We start from the raw sequence: 7,443 nt of genomic DNA, 5'->3' as shown, positions 1-7,443 counted from the left end.
GGTGGGCCAAAATTCGTCAGCACACCCGGGCCAGAATCCGATAGCAAAGCCACCCACGGCGCGGGACCGCCTGAACCTGGCCAGGTCATCGACCGCGGAGCAGAAGGTGAGCGCCGTGACCAGGCCAACCCCGGGCACCGTCATGAGCCTGCGGCAGACGGCGTCATTGCACGTGGCGCGGACCACCAGATGGTGCAGGCGCTCGCGCTCGGACAGCAGGGCCTCGCGCACCTGCAGCGAGGGCTCGATGACGGCGGCGAGGGTCTTGCGGTCCGCTGCGAGTTCACGGGCGCGGGCCGGAAAGGCGCGCTCACCGCTCGCGCCCACCTTCAGCCCAAAGCCACGCAGCAGGCCGCGGATGCCGTTGCCGATGTCACGCAGCTTGCTCACGAGCAGCTTCCTGGCCGTCAGCAACGCCCGGAGCTATTGCGGGAGCTCCGACTTCACATGCGCGACCCGGAACCAACCGGTCCGGACCATCTGGGCGATCGCACGCGCATCCGTCCGGTCCGTCTTGACCGGCATAGCCTTCGCTGCCGCCCGCAACTGCCGCGTCTCGAGCACCACCACCGGCAGCCCTGCCGCTCTGAGCCCCGCATGAAGCCACTGCGACATCGGCCTGACCTCGAGGCCAACACGGGCAAACTCCAGCCCAGTCTCCGTCAGGGCCGCCGCCAACGCCTCCGGCTCGCTCTCCGCCTTCAACTCCCGGAGCACGACCCCGGAGCCGTCTACGATGCAGATGCTGCTCGTCTCCTATGAGACGTCGACGCCGACATAGTGGGTCATCTCGGTGCCTTCCTCTGCTGAGCCCCGCCTGGGGCCCCTTGGAAGAACAACCGGTCACGACAGCCTGCGCCACCAGCCGACCCGATTACCGTATCTAGTCGGAGAAGCAGACGGCCTGGAGCTGGCACAGCTCAGCAGCAGGCCACCACGGGCGGTTCACCGTTGAGCTCGACTGCCGCCCGTGCCCTCTCATCTCATTTCGACACCATACTGTGCGCAGATCGCCACGATCTCGGATGGCGTGAGTCCGCCCGGAGCAGCGCGGCCTGCACGGCTGAAATGGCGGAACATCTCTAGGCTTTGCAGCCCGGGTCGGAGCGCCACCAGAAAGCGCACCGGCTCGGCCGTGTCGTTTCGGAAGCCGTGCTGCGATCCTTCCGGAAAGTGCACCGTGCCCCCAGGGCCGATGTGGCGCTCGCCGGTGCCGTCCAGCAGCGTGAGCTCGCCGTCCAGGATGAAGAATACCTCGTCCTCGTCGGCATGGATGTGCGGCGGAACGAAGTAGCCCGGCGGCACCACATGATCTGCCAGGAAGAAGCCGAACTCCGCGGGGTCCGCCTTCACCACCATGCTGGCGCCGAACACGTCCAGCACCTCGCCCTCGTCGGCCGCGAGCGTCGCAACCGCATTACCCTTCGCTACGTCCAGCATCTGCATCTCCCTTCCTGCCGAGGCGGCCATTGCACCGCGCCGAGGCTATTGCCGTGACGGCACGTTGAAGGGCAGGCATTGCTTCTGGACAGCGCGTTCGCCTGACCGAACAATACCGGCATGAGAGCCTTCGCCGGCATCGAGGCGTTCGTGCGCGTGGTGGAGACGGGCAGCTTCACCGCGGCGGCCGAGCGGTTGCAGACCGCCAAGTCCTCGGTGAGCGAGGCTGTGCGCGCGCTCGAGGAACGGCTTGGCGTGCGGCTGCTGGACCGCAGCACGCGCAAGGTGCAGCCGACGGAGGCGGGCCAGGTCTTTTATGCCCGCTGCCGCCGCCTGCTGGAAGACGAAGCGGCCGCGCGGCTGGAAGCTCAGGCGCTGCAGGAGGTCCCGACCGGCCGGCTGCGGGTTGCGGCGCCGGAGTGCTTCACCGCCCGCCACCTCGTCCCCGACCTCGCGGGCTTCCTCTCCGCGCATCCAACGATCGAGGTCGAGCTGGCCGAGGCGGCAGGGTCCGTCCGCCTTGTCGAGGACGGGTTCGACCTGGCGATCCGCGTGGTGGAGGCGCCGGCCCCCGGCCTCGTCGTGCGCCGGCTCGCAATCTCACACGTGATCATCGTCGCCAGCCCCGGCTACCTGGCGCAGCGTGGCGTCCCGGCCGCGCCGGCTGATGTGGCGCGGCACCACTGCATCGGCTTCGCGCCGCTGCCGTGGCGGGACTTCTGGCGGCTGGGCGGGGAGGCCGTCGCAATCCGCCCCGTCCTGCTGACCGACAACACCGAATCGCTGCGCGCTGCGGCGCTGGCCGGGGTCGGCCTCGCCGCAGTGCCGGACTGGGCCGTGATGGATGCGCTGGCCGCGGGCACGCTCCAACGCGTGCTGGCGGACGCCGCCTCGCCGGAGAGTGGCATATTTGCCGTTTACCCGACCAACCGCCTTATGACCCCGAAGGTGCGCGCCTTTGTGGACCACGTGGCCGCAGGGCTGCGCGCCCGCGGCCTGACCAGGTGAACTCATGCATTCCTGTTGCGGCCACTGAGCTTTAGCCAGCCTTCGCCGTCATGCCGTCCGATGCCCTTCTCTACTGCGTTCTGTGCCGGGCTTCGTTGCACCGGGCCACTTGGACCTGATGGCCCCCCGCTGGAGTGGGACGCGCGTGAGGCGCTTGGCCGCTCTCGTGGCAGCTACGGCATCAAGTCCGCTTTGATCGCCGACGCAGCGGCCGGGGGGGCGGTAGCCTTCAGGCTCGCACCCGGTCAGGCGCACGAGTTGCCGCATGCCGTGCCCCCGCTCGAGCGGTTGCCCGACGTGCCGGGCTGGGTTGTCGCCGACCGTGACCTCGGTAGCCACGCCCTCCGCGAGCACGTCTGGGCCCGCTTGAAGGATTGGAGGGCGGTGGCGACGCGCTACGAGAAGACCGCCGCATCCTTCCTCGATGTCCTCTGCCTCGCCACCACCGCCGACTGGCTCAGGGCCCGGGGCGCGTGAGCCCTGGTGCCGTCCGCTCCATCGGTCTGGCCTACGCCGATGGACCTTCTCTCTGCGGCCGCACTTCTTGCACCATCCCCAGGCTTGCGACCGTAACGCCCAATCGGACGCAGTGTCGGGTCAACAACGTGGAGATTAGACAATGTCGTCTCTGCCTCTCCCACTCGACCGCCGCAGCATGGTGACCTGGGCCGCGGCGTCCCTCCTGCCGGCCCCCGCCATCCTCGCCCAGGAGGTCGCCTATCCTACCCGGCCGGTCCGCCTGCTAGTGGGCTTCCCCGCGGGGAGCGCTCTGGACCTCATGGCCCGACCCCTGGCCCAGAGGCTGTCGGAACGGCTCGGGCAGCCCGTCCTTGTGGACAACCGGCCCGGCGCCAACGGCGCCCTTGCGACGGAGGCAGCCGTGCGCGCCGCTCCGGACGGGTACACGCTCCTAATGGCGACCGGCGGCCAGATCGTCTACACGCCGCTCCTCCGCCGCGACCTGCCCTTCGACGCGGAACGCGGCCTCGCACCCCTAGCGGGCGTTGTGCAGCCGACCTTGGCCGTGGCGGTGCCTACCGATCTGCCGGCCGGCAGCTTCGCCGACCTCGTCGCCCTGGCGCGGACTCGGCCAGGCAAACTCAACATGGGCTCCGCCGGCAGCGGCGACCTTAGCCACCTCGCGCTCGAGCTGCTCAAGCGGCGGATGGGGCTGGACATTGTTCATGTCCCCTACCGCGGCTCCGGGCAAGCGCTGCAGGACATGCTCGGCGGCCGGGTGCAATTGATGATGGCCCCATACATCGTCCTGCGGGAACCCGCCGAGGTAGGACGGGTGAGGGTCCTGGCGGTGACGGCCTCGCAGCGGCTGCCCGCGCTGCGGGAGGTGCCGACCGTCGCGGAGGCTGGTGGGCCACAGGATTTCGAAGCCGCCGGCTTCATTGGTCTCTATGCTCCCGCCGCCGTGCCGCGCACCATCCAGGCGCGGGTCGAGGAGGCGGCGGGTTGGGCCGTGCGCGACACCGACCTGCCGCAGTTCTACGCTGCTCAGGGGCTGCTGCCCGGCTTCGCCACATCCGACCAGCTCGCCGCCCATTTGGCAGAACAACGTCAGAAATGGGGATCGGTGATCCGCGAGGCGAACATCACCCTGGACTGAGGTTGGGTGATCACGGTTGCTACTCTGGGCTGCCTCAAGCTCTAACGACCTTAGCTGGATGGATTTCAAGTTCCGATGCAGGGAAGGCTTACCAAGGAAAGCGTCTCCGCGGCCATTAGTGGCGTACACAGCTCGATGCTCTGGTTGCGTCCCTTAAGGTGACACGGAAAGCGGTCTGGATCTGCTGGTAGATTTTCGCTGAACTTTGCCATGCTCGATGTGGCGATTGGCCTTGAAGCGGCGATTCCCGATCGAGCTAATCGTGGCGGTGTTGGAGCAAGCCGTTTCCTGAGTTGAGACGCTTTCCGCTCGGTTCCCGGACGGCGGCTGCGGCACGATATCAGGCATTTAGATCTCTTGGCGTAGGAGCAACTCCATATCCGGCCTTATCCAACATCCAGCGTCAGTGGGTTTGGAAGATATCTTCATGAAAAGGACGCACACTTCTAGCTTGTCTGGCAGCTTTAGGCGCCGTCGTTTGCCAGTGAAGGTACTTGACCATGCGTACCCATTTCACCGCTGCTCAGGGGCTATCTATATGTCGACGCCTACGCTGAACGCGCTGCCGCAGACCTGCTCAGTCCAACTTCAACGCGTCAAACTACGTTTCACTAGACACTCTAAACCGAACAGCGTCGATTTACGGACGCGCTACAAGGAATCTCACGTGAGCGCATTAGCGCTCCGGATTGATCTAGGTGTGTTACTTTTGGTAGAGGGTAACTCGAGCGCGGCGACGCCCAGCGCGATGGCGGCGGCGCGCGCCGCTGCCTCGTCGCCCGGCGGCGGCTGCGCATCCCCGCGCCGGCGCATCGCCATCCAGGCCAGCATCTCGAGTACCGCGCGGGCGGCCAGCGCTGGGTCGAGGTCGCCCCGCGCCAGCCCCGCCTCGCCCAGGCGGGCAACGGCAGCGGCGAAGGCGCCGAAGCCGCGGAGGCGCATGCCGGACTGCCAGGCGTCGCGGATGGCGGGATCCTCTAGCGACAGGCGGTCGAGCAGCAGGATCAGCCGGGCTTCGCGCGCCAGCAGGTCGTGCATCTCGGCGACGATGGCGGCGAGGGTGCCGTCCTCGGCCGGCGACGCGCCGTTTAGCAGCGCCTGGGCACGCGGCAGAGCGAAGCATGCCAGCGCGGCCTCGAGCGTCGCCGCGGTATCGGCCGGCATCGGCCCCTGCGGCAGGGGCAGGCGTGCGGCGGCGCGGATGGCCAAGTCGCGCAGCGCCGGCTTGTCGGCCGCGTAGAGGTAGACCGTTCCGGCCGCGACGCCGGCTTCCCTCGCTACGTCGGCAACCTGGGCAAGGCGCCAGCCTTGGCGCGTCAGCACGCGGCAGGCGGCATCGGCGATGGCGATCATGCGGTCCGGTGCGGCCGGACGCCCGGAATTCGAGCTTGCATGCCGAGTCGAATTATTGAATGGTTCATTCATTCAGAAAAGGTATCCGAGCATGGATCTGCTGTCCACCTCCCCTGCCCGGTTCCGTCGGCCCGACATCGATGCGCTGCGCAGCCTAGCAGTGCTGCTGCTGATCCCGTTCCACACCGCGCGGCTCTTCGATGCCGGGCGATGGCACATGAAGGATGGCGGCGCGCCATACTGGGCCGCCGACCTCCTGGTCCGGCTGCTGGCACAGTGGCAGATGCCGCTGCTGTTCCTCCTGGCGGGCCTTGCCGCGGGCTGGGCGCTGGACCGCCAGCCCCCGGGCCGATTCCTGAAGGACCGCGCCGCCCGCCTGCTGCTGCCGCTGGCCTTCGGCATATTGGTCATCGTGCCGCCGCAGGTGCTGGTGGAGCGCATCACGCCGACTGCGCCGCTGAAGGAAAGCCCGGCGCTGCTGCCCAGCGCTTGGAATTTCCTACCGCAGGCCTATGCCTGTTGCTACCCGGCCGCGAACTTGTCCTGGCATCATCTGTGGTTCCTGCCCTACCTCTTCGCCTATGCGGCGGTCCTGGCGCTGCTGCCGCAGCGGCCCCTCGCCCCGGGGCTAGCGCATTGGCTGGCGGCGCGGCCCTGGCGCCTGCTGCTGCCCAGCCTCGCGCTGCTGGCGGTCGAGGCGCTGCTGCGCCCCGCCTTCCCGAGCACGCACAACCTCGTCGCCGACTGGGCCGACCACGCCCATTACCTGCTTCTGGTGCTGGCCGGCTGGTGGCTGGCGCGCCAGCCCGGGGTGGAGGCCGCGATCCTGCGCGGCTGCCATGGCTTCACCCTGGGCGCGCTGGGACTGACGGCCGCTTGGCTTGCGTCGCTGCCGGTTGCATCGGGCGGGTTGGGGTGGGCCGACCCGGGCTTGATGCCGCGCCTGCTGCTGCGCATCGCGGGGGAGTGGCTCTGGCTGCTGGCCTTGCTCGGCTTGGCGCGGCGCTTCCTGGCGCGGCCGATTTCGGCGCTGGCTTGGTTCGTGCCGCTGTCGCTGCCCTTCTACATCCTGCACCAGACCATCATCGTGCTGCTGGGCTGGGCCTTGCTGGACTGGACCAACACGCCGCTGCTGACATTCGCCTTGGTCGCGGCGGCGTCGCTGGGGCTCAGCTTGGCGGGCGCCCTGCTGGTGGCACGCAGCGCGGTGCTGCGGCCGCTCTTCGGTCTCGGCGGCGCTCCGAGGCTGCATCCGGTCCGCGTCACCTGACTGAGTGACTCGCCTCGACTTTGGCCATTTTGGGGGCTGACTGACTGTTCTCTAATCGGTCTTTTCAGGTCAGGCACTGGCGTGAAGGCTGGCTGCTGCCGGGGTCGTGGTTCTCTTCGGGGTCGGTGTGATCCGCCCCATGATAGGGGTCAGGGGTGGGGCGTTGCGATGTTTGAGGCGGCCTGATCTGGCGTGGCAGGCCGGACCGGCCAACGGGGTCTGCGCGGTCGCCGTCACCCGCCGTCCCGGCAGAGACAGCCTCTCCGCCGGAGCGGAGCCTGGGTGGTGGAACGTGGGTCAGGCCATCCTGGCCTCCTCACGGGTCCACCAGAACGCGGTGCCATCTGTCCAGATGCAGCGGGGAGTGACGGCGATCTTCCGCGCAACCGCAACGCGCGCCTTTTCGGCGCCGATCCGCTGCACCAGACGGGTGCCCCACGCCTTCAGCGGCGAGAACCGCTGCACCTTGGTCAGCAGCACGTTGGCTGCCTCGTAGAGGCAGGTGCGGGTGAAGGGGTTCTGTTAGTCGTGCCGGATGGACGGCCCGGGAAGGTTGCTCAGCTCATGCTGGTAGGTTGGTGAGCAGTGTGAGTGAGCGGCGAAGGTTGTAGGCGATGGCAGTGAGGTGGACCTGCAGGGTAGCCTTGGCTAGTCCTCGCCATCGCATTCGGCGCGGGCCGTAGCTGCGCTTCCAGGTACCGAAGATCTTCTCGATGCGGCAGCGGACACGGTGGATGGCGTAGTTCCAGCGGCG

Annotated in this window: 9 protein-coding genes and 1 pseudogene; 4 read left to right on the top strand and 6 right to left on the bottom strand. The window is 68.2% G+C overall.

The annotated features are described in order from the left end of the window. The 3 genes from AC5JJ1_RS08530 to AC5JJ1_RS08520 form a co-directional block, all read right to left on the bottom strand. Positions 1-390: transposase (locus AC5JJ1_RS08530; RefSeq protein WP_495784684.1), on the bottom strand; the 390-nt coding region annotated here is incomplete at its 3' end. 33 nt (positions 391-423) lie between these two features. Then, a complete protein-coding gene (locus AC5JJ1_RS08525; protein ID WP_495784685.1) occupies positions 424-738 on the bottom strand; it encodes an IS110 family transposase in 315 nt (104 codons plus the stop codon). Positions 739-978: 240 nt separating this feature from the next. Then, positions 979-1,446 carry a cupin domain-containing protein gene (locus AC5JJ1_RS08520; RefSeq protein ID WP_495784683.1) on the bottom strand — a complete coding sequence of 156 codons (468 nt, stop codon included), beginning with the start codon at positions 1,444-1,446 and terminating at the stop codon, positions 979-981. A gap of 114 nt (positions 1,447-1,560) precedes the next feature. Between AC5JJ1_RS08520 and AC5JJ1_RS08515 the strand changes: the two genes are divergently transcribed. The 3 genes and pseudogenes from AC5JJ1_RS08515 (at position 1,561) to AC5JJ1_RS08505 (ending at position 4,066) form a co-directional block, all read left to right on the top strand. Then, on the top strand, positions 1,561-2,448 hold the full coding sequence (locus tag AC5JJ1_RS08515; RefSeq protein WP_495784682.1) for a LysR family transcriptional regulator: 888 nt from the start codon (positions 1,561-1,563) through the stop codon (positions 2,446-2,448). A gap of 93 nt (positions 2,449-2,541) precedes the next feature. Then, positions 2,542-2,925 (top strand): annotated as a pseudogene (locus AC5JJ1_RS08510) (transposase family protein); the annotation flags it as partial. A gap of 142 nt (positions 2,926-3,067) precedes the next feature. Then, on the top strand, positions 3,068-4,066 hold the full coding sequence (locus AC5JJ1_RS08505; RefSeq protein ID WP_495784681.1) for a Bug family tripartite tricarboxylate transporter substrate binding protein: 999 nt from the start codon (positions 3,068-3,070) through the stop codon (positions 4,064-4,066). Positions 4,067-4,729: 663 nt separating this feature from the next. Here AC5JJ1_RS08505 and AC5JJ1_RS08500 read toward each other — a convergent pair. Further along, positions 4,730-5,419, bottom strand: coding sequence for a TetR/AcrR family transcriptional regulator (locus AC5JJ1_RS08500; RefSeq protein WP_495784680.1), 690 nt, complete (start codon positions 5,417-5,419; stop codon positions 4,730-4,732). Positions 5,420-5,510: 91 nt separating this feature from the next. Here AC5JJ1_RS08500 and AC5JJ1_RS08495 point away from each other — a divergent pair, with 91 nt between their 5' ends. Beyond that, on the top strand, positions 5,511-6,689 hold the full coding sequence (locus AC5JJ1_RS08495) for an acyltransferase family protein (protein ID WP_495784679.1): 1,179 nt from the start codon (positions 5,511-5,513) through the stop codon (positions 6,687-6,689). A gap of 297 nt (positions 6,690-6,986) precedes the next feature. Here the strand turns inward: AC5JJ1_RS08495 and AC5JJ1_RS08490 are convergent, their stop codons facing one another. Together AC5JJ1_RS08490 and AC5JJ1_RS08485 are read right to left on the bottom strand one after the other, a co-directional pair. Next, positions 6,987-7,169: a hypothetical protein gene (locus AC5JJ1_RS08490; protein WP_495784678.1), complete on the bottom strand. Its 183-nt coding sequence runs from the start codon at positions 7,167-7,169 to the stop codon at positions 6,987-6,989. Positions 7,170-7,251: 82 nt separating this feature from the next. Next, positions 7,252-7,443: transposase (locus tag AC5JJ1_RS08485; protein ID WP_495784677.1), on the bottom strand; the 192-nt coding region annotated here is incomplete at its 5' end.

The organism is Belnapia sp., assembly GCF_059504005.1.
Note: the sequence above shows the minus strand (reverse complement) of the source record. Positions and strands in the feature narration are given on the sequence as shown.

Coding starts and splice junctions, on each gene's coding strand:
- AC5JJ1_RS08495 (WP_495784679.1), top strand. CDS start 5,511: ATGGATCTGCTGTCCACCTCCCCTGCCCGGTTCCGTCGGCCCGACATC.
- AC5JJ1_RS08500 (WP_495784680.1), bottom strand. CDS start 5,419: ATGATCGCCATCGCCGATGCCGCCTGCCGCGTGCTGACGCGCCAAGGC.
- AC5JJ1_RS08520 (WP_495784683.1), bottom strand. CDS start 1,446: ATGCAGATGCTGGACGTAGCGAAGGGTAATGCGGTTGCGACGCTCGCG.
- AC5JJ1_RS08515 (WP_495784682.1), top strand. CDS start 1,561: ATGAGAGCCTTCGCCGGCATCGAGGCGTTCGTGCGCGTGGTGGAGACG.
- AC5JJ1_RS08505 (WP_495784681.1), top strand. CDS start 3,068: ATGTCGTCTCTGCCTCTCCCACTCGACCGCCGCAGCATGGTGACCTGG.